Here is a 479-nt window from a genome sequence, read left to right on the forward strand (position 1 = left end):
GAAACTTGTAACAAAGCCAAGATCAGTGAAGTGAACTCATGTCCCATTGGCAAACCAGCGAAGAATACACGTGGTTGCTCACCTACTTTTGCGATACCAAAGCTAGGTTTACGCTCATTTTGACCATCAAAACGTGCTGTGACTTGATCTGAAAGTGCCGCAATTTCTGTTACCAACCCAATAGTTATACTTTTATCTGATGCACCAATTACCTTAAACAAAGTATCAGCAGATTTTTCATGAGTTTTATCAGCGTCAAATGAAAATCTTAGATGATGCTTGGGAAAAACGCGCACCAAACTTACCTTATAAAACAAAATATGAAGCCTTGATTATGGCGTCGATCATAGAGAAAGAAACCAGTGTTGACAGTGAGCTTAGGCAAGTTTCTGGTGTATTTTGTCGCCGTTTGAAATTGGGAATGCGTTTACAAACGGATCCAACCGTAATTTATGGTATGGGGGATAAATATACAGGTA

At 39.2% G+C, this 479-nt stretch carries 2 protein-coding genes; one reads left to right on the forward strand and one right to left on the reverse strand.

Going from position 1 to position 479, the window contains the following annotated elements; genetic code table 11:
* Positions 1-221 (reverse strand): thioredoxin domain-containing protein (locus tag FLQ44_RS10145; RefSeq protein WP_338117473.1); only part of this gene is annotated, 221 nt, incomplete at its 3' end.
* Positions 222-259: 38 nt separating this feature from the next.
* On the opposite strand from FLQ44_RS10145, the gene FLQ44_RS10150 reads away from it, so the two are divergent.
* Positions 260-479: endolytic transglycosylase MltG (locus FLQ44_RS10150; protein WP_206208801.1), on the forward strand; the 220-nt coding region annotated here is incomplete at its 3' end.

This window comes from Vogesella mureinivorans (genome assembly GCF_007644035.1).
Lineage (GTDB): Bacteria > Pseudomonadota > Gammaproteobacteria > Burkholderiales > Chromobacteriaceae > Vogesella > Vogesella mureinivorans.